Raw genomic sequence first — 16,275 nt, 5'->3', positions numbered from 1 at the left:
GTGGTAAATCAATTTTTGAAAACAGGGAACTCAAGCAAAACACTAGGGATTTGCTACCCTGACGACAGGGTTTTGATTCGTTGCTTATCCTGATCAATACAGGCAAGGTTTGATTGAAAACTATCTATAGCCTAATCAAACCATAAACAGTGGGGGAAGTTATCCGTAGATACCCTGAAATTTTGGATTGCGTTGGCTCATCACCATGAAAAGTTTTTTAACTTCATTAAGATAGAGATGGACAGGATTGTAATTTCCTGACCCGATGAATCAATTATCTAAATCATTGGCCATATCTTTCTAATGACGCGGTTCTCAGACACGAGCAAGCAAGCATGGCTCATTGTCCGTTCTCAAGGCACGGTGGTCGGTAAATATCACCTCGCAGGCAAAGCCTTTTGGAAGATTGGCCGTGCCAGTGACTGTGACATTATTATCCATGACCCGTTTATTTCACGGCACCAAGCAACCATTGAACTACGCCCGCGGGGCAATGCTCTAGTGTACCTGATCCGTGACAACAATAGTCGCAATGGCACATTAATTAACGGTACACCCCTGTCGGAGGAGCGAGTCTTATACCATGGAGACCTTATTATGATGGGGGATACGGATCTCACGTTTCGCTATACAAGTCCGACCCCGTCTGTCCCGCCTAATGTGTTGCAGTGCTCTTGAGAACCAACCTGTCACCCCTCGATGAATTTTTGTGGGCCATTTTAGGCCTCCTGCTGACAGTGGCTGGAACCTTCATGGAGGCGGCGATCGCCCTCCCCAACCTCCTCAATGAGGAAGGGCAATTTGTTTTGCCCAGTTCATGGGCCGCCGTTCCCGTGTATGGGTTACCCGTATCCTACCAAGTAGCGGCGGTTCTCTTGGTCGGGTGTATGGGGGGACGGCAAGCCGCCGCCCTCTCCCAGGTGGCCTATTTGATTCTGGGGCTGAGTGGCTTTCAGGTTTTTTCCCAAGGGGGCGGTCTGGACTATTGGCGTGAACCGACATTTGGTTACCTGTTGGGTTTTGTGCCGGGGGCTTGGGTCTGTGGTTGGCTGGCTTTTCGCCCCCAAAAGCGAGTGAGTTTAGAATGGCTTGCTTTGAGTGGCCTAGCGGGACTGGTGCTCATTCATGTCTGCGGTGCGCTCTACCTCAGTGGTCTGGCTCTTGCAGGGCAGTTGAGTCAACCCTTGGTGGAGCTACTAGAGCAGTATTCGCTTTTTGCCTTGCCAAGGCAGTTGGTGATTGTCTGCTTGGTGGCAGCGGTAGCGCGGGTGTTGCGCTTGATTTTGCTGTATTAAAGCTAAACCATTAAAATTTGCCCTCAATTAAACCTTCGGCCTCTAGGGCGATCGCTCGCAGGCGGTCTAGGATCTGCGGATCCGGTGCTTGCCACAGTTGGCGCTGGGCAGCTTCGAGGAGTCGCTCCGCCATGTCCCGCAGTGCCCAAGGATTATGCTGCGCCACAAAGGCTTGCATTTCGCTATCAAGCACATAGGTCTGAGTAATGCCTGTAAACACATAATCGGGCACACAGCGAGCCGTAGCGGCATAGCCAAAGAGATAATCCACTGTGGCTGCCATTTCAAAGGCACCTTTGTAGCCATGACGCTTGATGCCGGCGAGCCATTTGGGATTAATGACGCGGGAGCGATAGACCCGCAGCAGTTCCTCTTGGAGGGTGCGAATTTTCGGCTGCTCTGGCCGGGAGTGATCGCCAAAGTAAACCGTGGGCTGCTGCCCCGATCGCGATCGCACGGCAACGGTCAAGCCCCCCTGAAACTGGTAATAATCATCGGAGTCCAATAGATCATGCTCGCGGTTGTCTTGGTTTTGCAGCACCACTTGCAATTGACTCAGCCGCTGCTCTAGGGCTTCGGCAGCATTGTGGCTGTGGGCTTCCCCCGTGTAGGCGTAGCTACTCCAGTGAATATAGGCGCGGGCGAGATCTTCATCCCCTTGCCAGTTTTGGGCTTCGATCAGTCCTTGCAGCCCTGCACCATAGGCACCGGGTTTGGAACCAAAGATGCGAAAGCGTGCCCGTTCTTGAGCTTGATTCAGGGAGAGACCCTGCTGTTGCCAATAGGCCGTTTCTTTGGCCACTTGCGCTGCCAAGGGATTTTGATCCGGGGGTTCATCCAACTGGCTGACCCGCTGCACGGCCTCATCAAAGAGGGCAATTAGGTTAGGAAAAGCATCGCGGAAAAAGCCAGAAATGCGCAGCATGACATCCACACGCGGTCGTCCCAACAGCGATAGGGGAATCACCTCCAAATCCACCACCCGTCGCGAGGCACCCTCCCAGACAGGACGAACCCCCAAGAGGGCAAGGGCTTGGGCAATATCATCGCCTCCAGTGCGCATGGTTGCGGTTCCCCATACCGAAAGACCTAGGGTACGGGGAAATTCTCCCTGCTCTTGACAATAGCGTTCGATGAGTGCCGCCGCCGATCGCTCCGCCAATGCCCAAGCGGCCTCTGTTGGGACTGCCCGCAGATCCACCGCATAAAAATTCCGTCCGGTGGGTAGGACATCCGGACGACCACGACTGGGGGCACCGGCAGCGCCACTGGGAACATAGCCGCCATTGAGGCCATGGAGAAAGTGGTCAATTTCTTGGCGGGTCTGTTGCAGGGCAGGGTAGAGCACCGTACGAATCCAATCCAGTACCTGCTGAGTTGCACGGCCACAGGGGAGATCAGGGGTGCCCTTCAGTAAGTCCTCCACCAGTTTTGCCGCGGTTTCCTCGAGGGCATGCTGCCACTCACCAACGGAACGGTATCCAAGTACAGGACTTGGATCGGTTGGGTTAGCGGTCAGGGGATCTAAATCAACCCCTTGATCCTTTGCTAAGGCACGAGTGAGACCCATGTGCTGGCCACTGGGACTGCGGGCGATCGCCACCATCAGATCTCGCAACTGCTGTCCCTGGGGGCATTGGCCAAGAATATGCAGGCCATCGCGAATCTGGGCATCCCGCAGATCACAGAGGTAGCCATCGGTGCGCGCTAGCCACGCCGTCCAGGTTTCCTCAGGATTGGGGGCACCAATTTCTTGATCGAGATCGAGTTCTTTGACGAGGGCTTCAATCTGCTGCCGCAGCACACTCAAACGGGGGCGATCGAACTGCTCAGCGGCGTAGTATTCCTCAATGTAGTGGCTGAGGGTCTCTAGACCACCGTACAACTCGGCACGGGTCAGGGGCGGCGTCAGGTGATCCAAAATCACCGCTTGGGCACGGCGTTTGGCTTGGGCACCTTCGCCGGGGTCATTGACAATAAAGGGGTAAAAGTGGGGCACAGGGCCAAGGGCAATTTCGGGAAAACAGGTGTGACTAAGGGCAATGCCTTTGCCAGGGAGCCATTCTAGATTGCCATGTTTGCCCACATGGACAATCGCATCCGCCCCAAAAACATGGCGCAGCCAAAAGTAAAAGCCGAGATACGCTGGGGTGGGTTCTAAATCGGGGGCATGGTAATTCAAACTGGGGTCGCGATCGTAGCCCCGACTGGGTTGGACACCGACAAAAATGTTGCCCCAACAGTCACCAGCAATGGGGAGGTCTGTGGTGGGCGATCGCCAGCGTTGGGTAATGGCCGCCTGTACTGCCCTTGGCAGGCTCTGAAAATAGTGCTGGTAGATGTCAAGGGAGAGGGTATAGCGGGGCTGCCGCCAGTGATTGCCTTCGGGATCGTTGGTGCGGTAGCGGCTGAGGTGTTGGATCAGGGCATCGCCATCCTTGGGCAAAGGGTCAGTCCCCAGATCATAGCCAGCCGCCTGAAGTGCCTTGAGCAGTTCCACCGTACTATTGGGGGTGTCGAGACCAACGCCATTGGCAAGACGACCATCGCGGCAGGGGTAGTTGGCTAAAATCAGGGCAATGCGGCGTTCAGCAGGGGCTTTGCGGCGGAGCTTGAGCCAGTTGGCTGCCAGATCACTGACCCAGTGCAGGCGATCGCCCGCTGGGGCATAGGTGGTCACGGTGGTTTCCACATCTGCTTGAATTTGCGACACCGCCTTAAAGGACACCGCACGGGTAATGATGCGGCCATCCACCTCCGGCAGGACGACGTGCATAGCAAGGTCGCGGGGCGTCAGTCCTTGGGGATGGTGTTGCCAAGTCTCGTGGGTGCTGCTGCTGAGAATCACCTGTAGCACGGGGATATCCAATTGCTGCCAAAAGTTGACCTCGTTGGGCTTGGCGATCGCGAACCCCGTCGTATTGAGAACCAGTTCCACCTTGCCCTGCCATGCCGCCAGCAGTTCCCGTTGAATTTCTGGATCTTGCAGCGAGGAGACAAACAGGGGGACAGGTGCCAATTGCCGCTGCAGCAAGGCCTGAGCGAGGGCATCAATCACCGCCGTATTGCCCGCTAAGTAATGGGCACGGTAAAAGAGAATCCCCACCTGCGGCCAGTCGCTGGCTATCTGCCCCGCAATCGGATAGCTGCCCCAGCGGGGAATCCTTTGGGGGGGTGGGGGGGGCTGACCCCAACCGCAACCGTAGTGGCCAATGAACTCTAGGGCACGCTGAATATTTTCCTGTCCGCCCTCGCGGAAGTATTGCCAGAGGCGATCAACTTGGTCCAGCGGCCAACTGGAGAGGCTCATGAGTTCTAAGTCGGGGTGATCGTCCCCCGGCAGTAAGATCAACTGTCCACCGCGATCGCTGACCATTTGCTGCGCCACCTCTAGGCCATAGCTCCAATAGCCCCGTCCCCCCAAAAGGCGAATCACGACCACGTCGGCCTCGGCCAAGACGCGATCGCCATAGTCATCAATGGCCGCTGCCGCTTGTAAATGAAGTAAGTTCGCGAGGCGCAGAGGGGGAAAGTCCTTGGGTAGTTGGTTGTACGCTTGAGCCAGCAGGGCAATATCCGTATCCGCTGCCGTTAGAATAACAATGGGAGCACTGCTTTGCTGTAGAAATGCAACATCGCTGTTATCTGTGGCAACAGTCAGATCATTTAATGTAAGAATTCGATGCATACGTTGACAACAATCATTAAAGAAACTAGTGGGCTTTCCCCCCTGTCCCCCTTGAGCCGCTACAACAGAAATTAATGGGAAACGCCTTTAGCGATCGCAACCCGCATGGCAATGCCACTGCCTGCGATGGATCGATCAAGGATTAAACTTCAAAAACTATGCGCCAGCCCGTCTTTAATCGAATTTTACCAGCATTTTTCTACGAGCGAATCGCCACAGTCCTGCTCGCAGAAGCTAGCCATCGCGGCGCAACTGTTCTTACCCGTGAAGATGTTATAGGGTCTGCCGATGCCCCTTTTCTCGTTGTTGTGGCAGAGACCTTTGCGCTGCTGTTGCAGACAGAACCCGTACCGCAGATGAGTGCCTATCGGGTGAAAATCCTCACTGAGCCGGTGGCGATCGCTCGCTTTCTGCGCAAAATTCGCAGCCAGACACCCCTAGGCCAGCGTTCCCTGATCCGCTCAGTTTTGCAGCAGTTGACTCCCTTGACCTCCAAAGACCAAACGTTGCCCGCCGACTTGGCCCTTTCGCTGATGAATGTGCTCAGCGAAGACATGGCTCAGCAGTGTCAAAATTGTGCCCCCCTTGTCACTGCTGCCTTGAGCGAACGACAGGCCAAAGAGCGCCTGCTACATCAGGTCACCACCCAAATTCGCCAAAGTCTGGAGCTGCCTGAACTCTTGAAAACAGCCGTGGATCGGATTCGCGAATTTTTAGGTGCCGATCGGCTACTGGTGGGACAGTTTTACAATTCTACTGGTCAATTGCAGGGGCAAATTGCCTACGAATCTTGCCGCTATGGGGGAATTCCGTCGGTTCTTGGGCTCTGGGATGACTGCTGGCAGTGGTCTGCCCTACCCAGCAGTAGCTATCAGCGTCTCAGTCGTGGCCAAACCATCGCAGTCAGTGACATTGAGGAATTTTATCAAGAGGTTCCCTGCCTACAGGCCTTTGCCGCCCGCTGGCAGATCAAGGCTTGGCTAATTGTGCCAATCATTGTTCAAGAAAAACTTTGGGGAGTGCTCATTGCCCACCAGTGCGATCGCCCCCGCCAGTGGCAACCCCAAGAAATTGAGTTTCTTACCCACCTCAGTCAACACCTGAGTATTGCCATTTACCAAGCGCAACTCTACAGCGAGCTGCAACAGCAAAAGGCCACCCTTGAACAGCGGGTGAATGAACGCACCCAAGCGCTGCGGGAAGCCCTGAGTGCCATGGAAGCCGCCCATCGGATTAAGAATGACTTTTTGGCCACCATGAGTCATGAACTACGCACGCCTCTGACCTGTGTGATTGGGGTTTCGGCCACCCTCTTGCGCTGGCCCCTCGGTCCGCTAACGGAAAAACAGCGGGAGTATTTGGAAATTATCCATGAGAGTGGCACGCACCTGCTGGAGTTAATTAACAGCATTCTTGATCTTTCGCAGGCGGAATTGGGGCGATCGCACCTGCATCGTAGTGCCTTTTCGATTCGGCAACTGTGTACCGACTGCATTGAAGTCGTCAAACCCCAAGCCCATCGCCATCAGGTCAACCTGCACCACCAACTGATGATTCCCCCTAGTCGCGATCGCTTTTGGGGAGACTATCGCCGCCTCCAGCAAATTCTCATTAACCTGCTCAGCAATGCAATTAAGTTTACCCCTGCCATGGGGGAAGTGATCCTACGGGCATGGTGGAAAGAGGATGAACTCATTTTCCAAGTTCAGGACACGGGTATCGGTATCCCAGCGCACCTGCAACCCTTACTCTTTCAAAAGTTTCAGCAGTTGGATAGCTCCTTTGGTCGTGCTTATACTGGAGCAGGTTTGGGGTTAGCCCTCACTAAGCAGTGGGTGGATCTGCACCATGGCTGGATTGATGTGGACTCCACTGAAGGCAAAGGCAGTACGTTCACGGTGGGGCTGCCGGCAATCCCTTCAGACTCCCTACCAGAACCCCCGAAACTCAAGCTAGATGTCCCGCCTCTGGCCACAACGGATGTACTGGTCGAACCGGAGGGGCGAATTGTGCTTGTGAGTGAGGATGAGGCCACTGCCACACTGATCTGTTCTATTTTGACGACCGCAGGCTATCAAGTGATTTGGCTGGTGGATGGTGAAGTGGAACGGTTGCTGGCACTAACTCCCATTGCCGTTCTTTTGGCGGAACCCTTTAGCTCTGGGGATGTGCAGGAGCTAGTGGATCAGTTGCGACAACGCTGCACCCCTGAGCAACTCAAGATTTTCATTTTGGGGTCAAAGGGTAATTACCAAGGGGTCGATCGCTACATTCCTTTGCCGATCAATCCAGAAAGTTTCCTGCAACAGGTGACAATGGGGCTAACCTCCCTTGCCATTTCTGCCCAGTAGGGAAAAGGCCTGATCCACCTGACGGTAAAGTTCCTCAAGAGAACCAGTATTCCAGAGCACTGTATCTGCCCGCCGAATTTTTTCCTCTAGGGGCAATTGACTAGCGAGGCGTTGGGCGGCTGCCTTTCCAGAGAGGCGATCGCGCTGCTGAAGGCGAGCTAACTGCTGTGCAGGTGTAGTGGCAACGACCCAAATCTGATCCACTAACCCTTCGAGGTGGGCTTCGAACAATAGGGGAATCACGAGGGTAATCAGGGGCTGATCACATGCTTGAATGGCTTGCTGCATCTGGGCAATCACCCAAGGGTGAATTTGCGCTTCTAGCCAGTGGCGTTCCTGGGGCTGAGCAAAGACAATCTCGCCCAACCGCGGGCGATCGAGGGTGCCATCGCTCCGACAGATGCCATGGCCATAGCGATCAACAATGGCTTGATAAATGGGTGTGCCCACGGCAACCGCCTGCCGCGCTAAGACATCAGCATCGACAATAGGCACACCATACTGCTGCTGCAAATAGGCAGCCACCACCGATTTACCGCAGGCAATTCCCCCCGTGATACCGAGGCGAAGCGGTCTAGACACCCCCTTGGAGCTGCACCGCTGGCTGCATTAAGCGCACCCGTGCCCCAATATCCGCTGGCACAGTGGGGAGCATTTGTTGATAGGTCACTGTCTGACCGGGACCAACAGTTGCCGGTTCTGGCGTCGCTGCACCCGTTTGTAGAATTTGGCCATTAGGCCCCACGACTTCATAGTTAACGGATTGAATCGTTACCGGTTGGCGGTTATTGTTCGTCACGGTACCGGTCACCACTGAAGAGCCTGGTAACTTCAGTACAGGTTGAAGCTGCGGCTGCCCCACGCGGATATTGCGTAGGAGCTGTTGTTCCAGCACTTTGGGATCGACTTCTTGGGGCGTCTCTGATGGTGTTGGCGTAGAAGCGGCTGCCGTTGCTCCAGAAAGGTTGAGCAAATGATTCCAATAGCGTTGATGGCGCCCCCAGTCATAGGGAGAGTTGCCAATAATCACAATGTCGCCCGCAGCCCGTTGTGCCAAGGCAGGGAGGGGGGCGATCGCTCCAAGAAGCACAATACTGGTTAGCCAAAGGGGAAATGGCGATCGAGTTATCTTTAGCATGGCGCACGCTCCTGTCAATGCAGCCTACTCTCCATCCTACTGCAACTTGATGTGGGGTTTGGGGTCAGCCAACCGCCCTCAATATCGGCCTAGGGGCAGCTATCGCAACAGCGGCATATTAACAATTTGGGGATCAATACCGGCACTCTTGAGCACATCTTGCCACTGCTGTTTGATGACAGCATCATTGGGATTGCTTTGCTGCAACTCCACAAGGGTTGCCAAGGTATCATTCCAGAGTTGACTGGTGGCCAAAAGGGGCAGGCGATCGGCTGGCGGCATGGTGGTAATCACCTGGGCAAGGTTGCTGTCTAGCTCAGCCCGCTCAATCCAGCCCGTCACAAAGGGATTGGCATCGGGTTCATTGGGCTTACAGGTGAGGGAGAAGATCCACTGGTATTTTTGCCCCGGTTGTAGCTTCGCCTTACTGGCATCCACTGTCACAGGTAAAATGCCGGCTTTACCATTCAGGGGCACTTGTTGGGTGAGGAGCAGATCGCCAGCTTCTGAGAGCAGCATCAGTTCCGCCGATTTGGCCGTGCTTTGGGGAACAAAGAAAAAGAGACTGGGATTGGCCGCAGCGGTCATCCCCAAGTTGTTATCGGGCACAAGAGCGACAATTTTTGTCAGAGAGCCTTGGGTACATTCACCAAAGCGGGTGGCGCCTGCGATCCGTTGCCCTGGCATGCCGCGATTTGGGGGTACAAAGGTGAGACGGTTACTCGATTGGGCAGCGTAGCGATCGCGAGCAATATAGGCCTCGACATTACTCATCGCTGTGAGGGCATAGCGGTTACCGGGGCGCAGACTGAGGGCACGGCGGAAATTCACCAAGGCGGATTGATAGTCGCGTTTGGCGGTGAGTTGATACCCCCGCTGCATGTAGCGATCGAACTCACTGGCTTCCCTAGGGGAAGTTTGGCCAACAGCAGGTAACGATGGCAAAATAACTGGCAGGGCACCCATCCCCATTGCCAAGGTACCGACAAGCAGCCACGAAAGGCCAAAACGGTGGGCAGACATAGCACTTACCTACTGAACACGCTAACTATCTTTAAGGTACTATCGGAAAGAACGCCCGATTGTGATCAGGCTTGCACATCCCCTGTGATTTCTGTAAAAGAGCAGCAAACTAACGATCAGTTCTCCCTTGCGCCGATCACGCTTCCCTTGGTGGAGATGTTCTCAGCGATTCAAGGGGAAGGCGCCAATGTGGGGTGTCGGCAAATTTTTATTCGCTTGGCGGGTTGTGATCTCCGCTGCACCTATTGTGACAGTGCCCACACATGGTTTGTTCCCGCCCATGCCCTAATTGAAGCACAAGCGGGCGATCGCCACTTTCAAACCGTACCCAATCCCGTCACTGCCGCCCATATTCTCGAAGCCGTACAGCAGCTCAATACTCCCTCCATCCACGACAGTATTAGTCTCACCGGCGGCGAACCGCTGCTCCATGCTGCAACACTGGCACTATTTTTGCCCCTCCTCAAAGCCCATAGCTCCCTGCCCCTCTACCTTGAAACTGGCGGACACCATCCAGAAGCACTGGAGCAAATTCTTCCCTATCTCGATAGTGTCGGCATGGACATTAAGCTCCCCAGCGTCAGTGGTGAGTGCCATTGGTCAGCCCATGAAGCCTTTTTGCGCCTGTGCGATCGCGCCCCTGTCGAGGTCTTTTGCAAAGTAATTATTTCCCAAACCACCGACCCTGCCGATCTCGATTGTCTCAGTGCCCTTGTGGCCAGCGTCAATCCCCATATCCCGGTCTTTCTCCAACCTGTAACGCCCGTAGGTACCGGTCGCTGTACCCCCCCACCCACCCCGGAACAACTCCTCAGGTGGCAAGCGCAATTGAAGGCACAGCTGACCCAAGTGCGCGTCGTCCCCCAAACCCATAAATATCTCGGCCAGCGCTAGGGGTATTTTTTAATCACTTTTTGATCAAAATGTAGGCACGGACATAATTGGGGATGCGACGGGCAGCCGCTTGGTAGGTAGCACGGTCTGGAAAAATTCCCGCTAGAAAGTCCAACTGATAGAGATTGGGCATAAAGGCTCCTCCTGTATCGGCAATCACACCGAGGCGCAGTTTAGGCTGACCGCCTTGGGTATCTTCAACCACAATGACTCGCCCAAGACCGATATTCCAGACATCCCCCGCAAAGGTGACTTCAGGTTCAATGTTAATTTTGTTCTCAATGGTGCTGCCGTAGCCCTTGATGGCGGCCACTTGGCGAAAGTACCAATAGCGTTGCTGCTCGTAGGGGGAAAGCCCCTTGACGAAGGGAATATCATTATTGCGATCCACATTGAAAAAGGCTTCAGTGCCATCGGTAAATTGCACCAGAATCGTCCCCTGCATCAGGGCATCCTCAAGCCCTCTCCTCGTCAAGTAGGCCAAAGGCTTCACCCGTCCATAGAGGGAGCCACCCGGTTCAAAAATCCCTTTCAGTACCTGTTGCTTTGTCAGTTGCTTATAAAATAAGTCCTCGCGTTGATCGGGAACATGGGGCGGCAGAGCATAAAGCGCCGTATTGTACGTCTCTGTGCGGGTGCGTGATCCGCGATGGGTAAATACCGCGTAGTTGGTGAGGCGCAATTCCTCAGTTTGATTTGGATTGCGGGGATTGTGGGGCAGCCATTGAATGACGCGAAAGTGCTGATTAATAAATGCGGGATCTTGCAAACGAATTGGGCGCTTGCGGCTAATATCCTCCGTGAGCGTTGCAATCATGAAATCTAGGGTGTCGAGGACTTGGGGCAACGTCACCCCCTGAATCGCCAGAATGCCCTCCCGCTGGGTAATGGGGTCTGTGTCACTAAAGTCTTGAAAATACTGGCGAGTGCTACGCAACACTTGCAGCAGCTTCATCGGGGCGGTGCTAATGCGGTGGGCGGGCAGGGGGCGATCGCGAAACAGGTTCCGCCCATCCACTTGAAACTGGGGCTGGCCAAACTCATCCAGCGCGGTGTACAGAGGAGATACAGCCACAGGGGACGTTGTAACTGTTGCAGATGCTTCTACTGGTGCTGAGGGAACCGTTACCGCTTGACAGCCCACTGCCAAAAACATCAGACTCAGACGACTTGCCGCACTCAGCCAATAGAAACGCATAAGTAGACCTTGAACATGCTTAGCCTGCACTCCCTAATCCTCGCATCGCAGATGGGGGTTAAGGCGCGGCAATGTAGGGAAGCGGAGTGGCCAATCGATTCATCATCCTAACCTTATGTGGAAAACTACACAAGGGATGCTGCTCTCACACCTATGGGAAGTGTCGTCATCTCAACCGCATTTGAGGAATTGACCAGTGGATCACTTGGGAATAGGGAAGTGGCTCTGTGAGCAGGTAGCCTTGAGTGGCCTTACAGCCAAGGTGGTGGAGGAGTTGCCCTTGCCCCCAAGTTTCTACACCTTCGGCGACAGTGGGAATCTCTAAACCGTTGGCTAAGTCAATAATGGCTTTGACAATTGCTTGGTCTTGGCGATTGCCTGCAATCTCAGTAATAAACGAGCGATCAATTTTTAGCCCAGTGATCGGGAATTGTTTCAGATAGTTCAGTGAGGCGTAACCAGTGCCAAAATCATCCAGCGTGATCCCCACCCCAAGGGCACGCAACTCTTGAAGGATTAACTGCGTTCGTTGGACGTGATGGATGGCCGTGGTTTCTGTAATTTCCAAGGTGAGTAATTCGGGAGGAAGGTGGGCGTTCCGCAGGCACTGGCTGACTTCTTCGACAAGATTCATGTGCAAAAACTGCCGTGCCGACAGGTTTACCGCTACTCCTACGCCAGCTAATCCCTGTTGTTGCCATGCTTGGCAGTCGCGACAGGCCTGTTGGAGAACCCAGCGGCCAATAGCAAGGATCAGACCATTTTCTTCAGCAATATCAATAAAGTGTTTGGGATAGAGCAAGCCCTGCCGAGGATGGTGCCAGCGCAGTAATGCTTCAATGGCGTGAATTTTGCCTCTTGTGAGATCCAGTTGGGGCTGATAGTAAATTGAGAGTTCGCCGCGTTCAAGGGCCCCATGGAGATCGTTTTCAAGGCGCAGGAGTTCCGGGGCAAGGGCATTGAGACTATTGGTGTAGAACTGATACGTGTTGCAGCCTGTTTCCTTCGCCACGGTGGTGTACTCTCACAGGAAAAGAGAAACCCCAAGAGTTGATCCATCAATTGGGTGAGGCGCTGCGGATTTTCGGCGAGGGGACTATGGCTTGGCTCATGCTGCAGAAAGGCAACAATGAACCCGGATGCCGATGCTGTCTCCCTGAGGGGAACCATGGTGAAGCAGAGTTCGCGGTGGCAACCTTGCAGGGGCATTTGCTGGTGCCAACACTGATCCAAAAAGGTTAGCAGTGCTCCATCCTGAAGCAGTGAAGCTACGGAGAGGTGATTCCCCAAAAGCTGCTGGCCAATGCTGTTGGCGCTAATGACTTGATATTGGGGTGGGCGGGTGGCAGAAACACCAATCAGTAGTAGCCCTTGGGCACTGTAGTTAAAAAGAATCTCCAACAGGCGATCGGTCATGGAGAGGGAGGAAGCGGTCAGTGTCTGGTCTTGCAGAGGAGAGGGCTGAACCACGGCCAATGTTTCTAAATTTTATTTCTTAATCCATCTACTCTAAACGACTCTGGCCAAGATGAACTGCTAAATGGAAAACACTTTATGCCACACCAAAACGATGCCGCCTGTGGCTGTAAGGGTGATCAGGTAGAGGGAACGGCTGAGCCGCAGAGCCGCAATAATCGTGCCTTGATCAATGGGGTGCAGCGGTTCTCCTAAAAAGGGTTTCACTTTCACCGTGCCGCGATAGGTATTCGTACCCCCCAGCCGTACGCCAAAAGCAGCTGCATAGGCACACTCACTCCAACCGGAATTGGGACTGGGATCCTTGGGCGCATCCCGGCAACACCACTGCCACACTCGCTGCCACTGCCCGGAGCAAAGGGCAACCAGAAAGACGAACCACCGACAGGGCAACCACGTGAGCACATCATCGGTTTTGGCAGCAAACCAGCCCCAGTGGGTGTAGGGCGCCTCGCGGTAGCCAATCATGGAATCAAGGGTACTCGCTGCTTTGTAGGCCATCACGAAGGGCAGGGGCGTCAGTTGAGGCACCCACAGGGTGGCGATCGCCCCATAAAAGAGTGGCGCCATCATGCCATCGGTGGTATTTTCACTGACGGTTTCCAGAACCGCCCGCAGAATCTCAGGTGCCTCTAGATGGGCAGTCTCGCGACCCACATACTTGGCCAAGGACTGGCGTGCCCCCTCAAGATTGCTAGCCGCCAAAGGTACCAATACCTCTGCCGCTGCATCCCGCAGACTACGACCCGCAAAGCCACTGGCCGTGCCCACGACTGCAATCCCCCAACCGAGGAGGGGCGAAATCCTCATCCCCAGTGCCACCACCCCCCAACTGATGAGGGCAGAACCTAGGATTAAGCTCAGTGTCAGCAGCGCCCCCCCCAACCGCTGTCCCCAAACTGGCCAGCCTTGGCCATAGTTGAACCCGTTGCTAAGGGATTGAATATACGCTCCCATCCAGCGCACGGGATGCGGCCAGCCCCAAGGATCCCCAAGGCCAAAGTCAAGGAGGGCAGCAGCCAGAAGAATCGTGTAGGCAATGAAGGGGCAAGACACAGGAACGATCAACGGGGGCGATCGCTCATTTTAGAACCTTAGCGCCACCCCGCCCGATCCATGAGCCGCAGAGCCTCGGCATTGTTGCGGCCAAACACTGCAGCATTGACATTTTGGCCACGGAAGTTGCCAAACTGGCGCACAACCGGATGCAGGGGTACCCCGGCGCGCACGGGATATTCAAAGTTGGCCATGGCAAACATTTCCTGCGCCCTAGGACTCACTAAGTATTCGAGAAAACGAATGGCCGCTTGCCGGTTGGGGGCACCCGCCACCACGCCGCCACCACAGATATTGACATGGGCACCGCGATCGCGCTGATTCGGGAAGAACAAACCAACCTTCTCAGCAACTGCGCGGTCTTCTGCTTTATCTGAGGCCATTAATCGAGCGAGGTAGTAATGATTTGTAATTGCAATACTTCCAACACCCGCTGCACAAGCGCGAATTTGTGCGGTGTCATTTCCCTCTGGGGGTCGGGCAAAGTTGACAACCAATCCCCGCACCCACTCTTCTGTTCTTTGAGGACCATGAATCGCCAGCAGTGAGCCTACCAAGGATTGGTTATAGACATGGCTGGAGCTGCGTGTGAGGATCTGTCGCCGCCACCTAGGATTGGCCAAGTCTTCGTAGGTGGAGAGTTGGTTGGGATTCACTTTGGATTTATCGTAAATCAGGACACGCACCCGCCGCGAGAGACCAAACCAGTGTCCTTGAGGCTCCCGTAGGTTGGCTGGCACAACGCTATTGAGTACCCTTGACTGAATCGGCTGCAAAAGACCGGCCTGCTGTGCTCGCCACAAGCGACCGGCATCCACTGTAATCAGCACATCGGCAGGACTCCGACTGCCCTCACTGCGAATCCGTTCAATTAGGGCATCGGCCTCAGCTTCAATGAGATTGACCCGAATACCAGTTTGTTCAGTAAAACCGTTGTAGAGGGCTTTGTCAGTGTCGTAGTGCCGTGCCGAATAGACATTGATTACACCCCCAGCCTGTCGCTGTTGGGCATAGCTCGATTCTGCTTTTTGGTTCCAGAGGTGGTGGGCGACATAGGCCGTTGCCCCAGCGCCCATGCCTAGGAGTACACGGCGACCGACTTTCTGCATAGTTGAGAATTTCTCCTAAATCCAATCTGAGAAATATTCTAGGACGATGGCTCTGTTTTTGCAATTTAGTTGCAATAAGTTAAGTCTTTGCTGTACCACCACTGGCGATCGCTAGGGGATAGCTCCACCCAATAGAGCGTAATCACCATCATTGCCCCCGTTTCGAGGTGGCGCACCCAATAGCTGGGATGCCATTTTGTGGCACTGTCGAGGACAAGCCGCCGACCAATGCGCCGCCAACTGGGTTCTTTGCTGCGCCAAGCGATGCGGCAACAGGGCCACGGTAACTGCTCGCGGTCAAAAAGGCGACAACAGGCACCGACCACTTCATAGCTAAAGGAATAGCCGGGACTGTAGAACTGAGTCCCACTCCCTAAGACCGGTGGTTGTTCTATTGTCGAAGATGAGCCAATCAAGGACGTGTGCTAGCGTGCAGGCCAGCTTTCCAGTGTATCAGGAATCCCCCCTAAGGTTCTTGGGCGGCAATCAAAAGGGCACAGCAGCTAAAGCCAATGACGAGGGGGAGCAAAGACTGCAGCCAGCCACTCAAGCCCGTGGTGACTAGGGCGATCGCCAGTGCCAACATCTGGAGGCGGCGTTGCTGCGGCGATGGAGCCGTCGGCAGTTCAACGAGTTGCAGTCCCTCAGTGGGCAAGGGCAGGGGCATCACGCCGCCAGGGGGAAATGCCCAATACTGGTACTGCTCAATAAAGAGATCTGTCCAGCCATGTTCTTGGCACCAGGCCACTGCGGACTGATAAGAGTATTTGAGTAATTGCAACGAAGGATGACGATCCATAGGGGCACTGGTCAGGGCAAGACAATGAACATCTCTATTGAGAACATAACAGAACTGGGAAATCGGTTTGGAACCCTTGTAGTAACTCTTAATCCTTTTGCTTGGGAGAAAATTAAGATTCCCGAAAGAGGTCAGCAGATATACTGAAAGATAGATAGAGTTGTGCCAGAAAGCACAACGGTTCCTACACAACCGTTCGTTGCAGCCGAGTGATGTAAAGAAGTGTTTATTTATGTTTTGCAGTGAGG

At 54.4% G+C, this 16,275-nt stretch carries 14 protein-coding genes; 4 read left to right on the top strand and 10 right to left on the bottom strand.

The window, feature by feature from the left end; all coding sequences use genetic code 11:
* Positions 1–303 precede the first annotated feature (303 nt).
* Together M0646_RS01105 and M0646_RS01100 are read left to right on the top strand one after the other, a co-directional pair.
* The gene (locus tag M0646_RS01105) at positions 304–678 is read left to right on the top strand and encodes an FHA domain-containing protein (protein WP_149817367.1); all 375 of its coding nucleotides are present in this window, start codon (positions 304–306) and stop codon (positions 676–678) included.
* A gap of 74 nt (positions 679–752) precedes the next feature.
* Complete coding sequence (locus M0646_RS01100; protein ID WP_286627147.1) at positions 753–1,295, top strand: biotin transporter BioY; 543 nt, start codon at positions 753–755, stop codon at positions 1,293–1,295.
* 10 nt (positions 1,296–1,305) lie between these two features.
* Here the strand turns inward: M0646_RS01100 and cobN are convergent, their stop codons facing one another.
* The gene (gene cobN, locus M0646_RS01095) at positions 1,306–4,983 is read right to left on the bottom strand and encodes a cobaltochelatase subunit CobN (protein WP_286649775.1); all 3,678 of its coding nucleotides are present in this window, start codon (positions 4,981–4,983) and stop codon (positions 1,306–1,308) included.
* Positions 4,984–5,141: 158 nt separating this feature from the next.
* Here cobN and M0646_RS01090 point away from each other — a divergent pair, with 158 nt between their 5' ends.
* Complete coding sequence (locus tag M0646_RS01090) at positions 5,142–7,334, top strand: ATP-binding protein (protein WP_286626218.1); 2,193 nt, start codon at positions 5,142–5,144, stop codon at positions 7,332–7,334.
* Here M0646_RS01090 and coaE read toward each other — a convergent pair.
* From coaE to M0646_RS01075, 3 genes are all read right to left on the bottom strand, one after another.
* The gene (coaE, locus tag M0646_RS01085; protein ID WP_149817360.1) at positions 7,305–7,916 is read right to left on the bottom strand and encodes a dephospho-CoA kinase; all 612 of its coding nucleotides are present in this window, start codon (positions 7,914–7,916) and stop codon (positions 7,305–7,307) included. The genes M0646_RS01090 and coaE overlap by 30 nt on opposite strands.
* On the bottom strand, positions 7,909–8,472 hold the full coding sequence (locus M0646_RS01080) for an FxLYD domain-containing protein (RefSeq protein ID WP_286626217.1): 564 nt from the start codon (positions 8,470–8,472) through the stop codon (positions 7,909–7,911). The genes coaE and M0646_RS01080 overlap by 8 nt, the downstream gene beginning before the upstream one ends.
* A 99-nt stretch (positions 8,473–8,571) precedes the next feature.
* Positions 8,572–9,495: a DUF928 domain-containing protein gene (locus M0646_RS01075; RefSeq protein ID WP_286626215.1), complete on the bottom strand. Its 924-nt coding sequence runs from the start codon at positions 9,493–9,495 to the stop codon at positions 8,572–8,574.
* Positions 9,496–9,651: 156 nt separating this feature from the next.
* Between M0646_RS01075 and M0646_RS01070 the strand changes: the two genes are divergently transcribed.
* Positions 9,652–10,389 carry a 7-carboxy-7-deazaguanine synthase QueE gene (locus M0646_RS01070; protein ID WP_315863175.1) on the top strand — a complete coding sequence of 246 codons (738 nt, stop codon included), beginning with the start codon at positions 9,652–9,654 and terminating at the stop codon, positions 10,387–10,389.
* 13 nt (positions 10,390–10,402) lie between these two features.
* Here M0646_RS01070 and M0646_RS01065 read toward each other — a convergent pair whose 3' ends face one another.
* The 6 genes from M0646_RS01065 to M0646_RS01040 form a co-directional block, all read right to left on the bottom strand.
* Complete coding sequence (locus tag M0646_RS01065) at positions 10,403–11,587, bottom strand: hypothetical protein (RefSeq protein WP_149817350.1); 1,185 nt, start codon at positions 11,585–11,587, stop codon at positions 10,403–10,405.
* A gap of 166 nt (positions 11,588–11,753) precedes the next feature.
* Positions 11,754–12,599 carry a bifunctional diguanylate cyclase/phosphodiesterase gene (locus tag M0646_RS01060; protein WP_149817347.1) on the bottom strand — a complete coding sequence of 282 codons (846 nt, stop codon included), beginning with the start codon at positions 12,597–12,599 and terminating at the stop codon, positions 11,754–11,756.
* A 524-nt stretch (positions 12,600–13,123) separates the two neighbouring features.
* The gene (gene cbiB, locus M0646_RS01055; RefSeq protein ID WP_286649773.1) at positions 13,124–14,119 is read right to left on the bottom strand and encodes an adenosylcobinamide-phosphate synthase CbiB; all 996 of its coding nucleotides are present in this window, start codon (positions 14,117–14,119) and stop codon (positions 13,124–13,126) included.
* A gap of 38 nt (positions 14,120–14,157) precedes the next feature.
* Complete coding sequence (locus M0646_RS01050) at positions 14,158–15,228, bottom strand: Fe(3+) ABC transporter substrate-binding protein (RefSeq protein WP_286649772.1); 1,071 nt, start codon at positions 15,226–15,228, stop codon at positions 14,158–14,160.
* 65 nt (positions 15,229–15,293) lie between these two features.
* On the bottom strand, positions 15,294–15,641 hold the full coding sequence (locus M0646_RS01045; protein WP_315863174.1) for a hypothetical protein: 348 nt from the start codon (positions 15,639–15,641) through the stop codon (positions 15,294–15,296).
* 53 nt (positions 15,642–15,694) lie between these two features.
* Complete coding sequence (locus M0646_RS01040) at positions 15,695–16,027, bottom strand: hypothetical protein (RefSeq protein ID WP_286649770.1); 333 nt, start codon at positions 16,025–16,027, stop codon at positions 15,695–15,697.
* Between the last annotated feature and the right edge of the window lie 248 nt (positions 16,028–16,275).

This window comes from Thermosynechococcus sp. B3 (assembly GCF_030323045.1).
GTDB lineage: Bacteria > Cyanobacteriota > Cyanobacteriia > Thermosynechococcales > Thermosynechococcaceae > Thermosynechococcus.
The sequence above is the reverse complement of the archived record's forward strand: the minus strand, read 5'-3'. Positions and strand labels throughout refer to the sequence as shown.

Bases quoted from the DNA above. Each gene is read 5' to 3' on its own strand.
- M0646_RS01070 (WP_315863175.1), top strand. From the start codon at position 9,652: ATGTTCTCAGCGATTCAAGGGGAAGGCGCCAATGTGGGGTGTCGGCAA.
- M0646_RS01050 (WP_286649772.1), bottom strand. From the start codon at position 15,228: ATGCAGAAAGTCGGTCGCCGTGTACTCCTAGGCATGGGCGCTGGGGCA.
- M0646_RS01040 (WP_286649770.1), bottom strand. From the start codon at position 16,027: ATGGATCGTCATCCTTCGTTGCAATTACTCAAATACTCTTATCAGTCC.
- M0646_RS01090 (WP_286626218.1), top strand. From the start codon at position 5,142: ATGCGCCAGCCCGTCTTTAATCGAATTTTACCAGCATTTTTCTACGAG.
- M0646_RS01075 (WP_286626215.1), bottom strand. From the start codon at position 9,495: ATGTCTGCCCACCGTTTTGGCCTTTCGTGGCTGCTTGTCGGTACCTTG.
- cobN (WP_286649775.1), bottom strand. From the start codon at position 4,983: ATGCATCGAATTCTTACATTAAATGATCTGACTGTTGCCACAGATAAC.
- M0646_RS01080 (WP_286626217.1), bottom strand. From the start codon at position 8,472: ATGCTAAAGATAACTCGATCGCCATTTCCCCTTTGGCTAACCAGTATT.
- M0646_RS01100 (WP_286627147.1), top strand. From the start codon at position 753: ATGGAGGCGGCGATCGCCCTCCCCAACCTCCTCAATGAGGAAGGGCAA.
- M0646_RS01065 (WP_149817350.1), bottom strand. From the start codon at position 11,587: ATGCGTTTCTATTGGCTGAGTGCGGCAAGTCGTCTGAGTCTGATGTTT.
- M0646_RS01105 (WP_149817367.1), top strand. From the start codon at position 304: ATGACGCGGTTCTCAGACACGAGCAAGCAAGCATGGCTCATTGTCCGT.